The organism is Actinacidiphila sp. bgisy167 (genome assembly GCF_057707665.1).
Map to the genome: position 1 here is coordinate 1 of NZ_JBYIQP010000197.1, position 1534 is coordinate 1534.

Annotated in this window: 1 protein-coding gene; it reads left to right on the forward strand. The window is 69.7% G+C overall.

Annotation, left to right across the window (positions count from 1 at the left end; all coding sequences use genetic code 11):
• The first annotated feature begins 95 nt into the window (after positions 1-95).
• Entirely contained in the window at positions 96-1520 is a 1425-nt protein-coding gene (locus AC3ET4_RS30730; RefSeq protein WP_431955236.1) for an IS4 family transposase, read from the forward strand.
• The last annotated feature ends 14 nt before the right edge of the window (positions 1521-1534 follow it).

The window sequence follows — 1534 nt, forward strand, 5'->3', positions numbered from 1 at the left end:
CTGGCGGCTGGTTCGTCAAGCCGCTGCTGAACGAGGAACGGGACCTCTGGTAGATCACTTGTGTCGAGCAAGATGATCAAGAACCAGGGGTCCCGTTGCAGGAGAAGTCTGCCATCATCCGCACCATCGAGACAGCCGCGGGCGTCCACGCGCCGGGGCATCTGGGCGAGCTGACCCAGATCGTGGATTTCGCGCTGGTCGACGCCGTGCTGGAGGAGACCGGAGCGCGCGAGAAGCGCCGACGGCTGCTGCCCGCTCGGGTCGTGGTCTACTTTGTCCTGGCGCTGGCCCTGTTCGAAAAGTGCTCCTACCGGGCGGTATGGGGCAAGCTCACCACGTCCCTGGGGGCGCTCGCCCCCATCGTCCCGGCCGCCTCTTCACTCGCGCGGGCCCGCCGCCGCCTCGGCGCGGCTCCGCTGCGCCGCCTGTTCGAGGCCCTGGCCGGCCCTGTCGCCGACCGCGGCCAGGCCGGAGCCTTCTACCGCGGGCTGCGCACGGTGGCACTGGACGGCACCCATCTGCACCTGCCCGACGACGAGCAGGTCACCTGGCGCTACCCGAAACGATCCGGCGACACCCTCGAGTTCGGCTACCCCCTGCTCCGCCTCCTCGTCGTGGTCGAGTGCGGCACCCGCGCCGTGCTCGCCGCCGCCTTCGGCCCCGAAGACGAAGGCGAACTACCCTACGCCCGCCGCCTCCTGGGCTGCCTGAACACCTCGATGCTGCTCCTGGCCGACGCCGGCTTCGACGCGATCGAGTTCCTGCGCGACGTCACCACCAGCGGCGCGCAGTTCCTGGTGCGCTCCTCCGCCCGGCGCCGTCCGACCATCCAGCGCCGTCTGCCGGACGGCTCCTACCTGGCCCGCATCTCCGGCGCCTACCGGGCCGGGCAGGGCTACCGGCCACTTGAGGTGCGGGTGATCGAGGCGTGGATCACCATCACCCTCGACGACGGCACCACCCGACGCGAACCGTGGCGGCTGGTCACCAGCCTCCTCGACCACCAGCGCCATCCCGCGCGTGAACTGGTGGAGCTTTACCATCGCCGGTGGCAGGTGGAGACCGCCTACTTTTCGATCAAGGCGACCATGCTCGACGGCCGGGTCCTGCGCTCACGCAGCGTCCCGGGCCTGGACCAGGAGGTCTACGCGCTTCTGGTCACCTACCAGGCACTCATCCGCGCGGCAGCCGACGCGGTGACCGGCCGACCGGGCCCGGCCATGGAACGGATCAGCTTCACCGTCCTGCTGCAGGCCGCCGTCGACCAGGTCATCAGCGCCGGCGGCATCCTTCCGCCGGAAGGCGAACCCGTCGACCTGCTGGGAGCGATCGGCCGAACGGTCCTGGAGAACCTGCTGCCCGCCACACCACGCCAACGCGTCAAGGCCCGCAGCCGCAAGAACCCCACCAGCAAGTACGGACCGAACGCAGGAAAACACCCGCAAACCGCCCAGAGCTACACCCTCACCGCCGAGATCCACGTCATGGAAACCGGACTTGCACCCCGGCCCCGCCGGTAAACGCAACGGTGTTG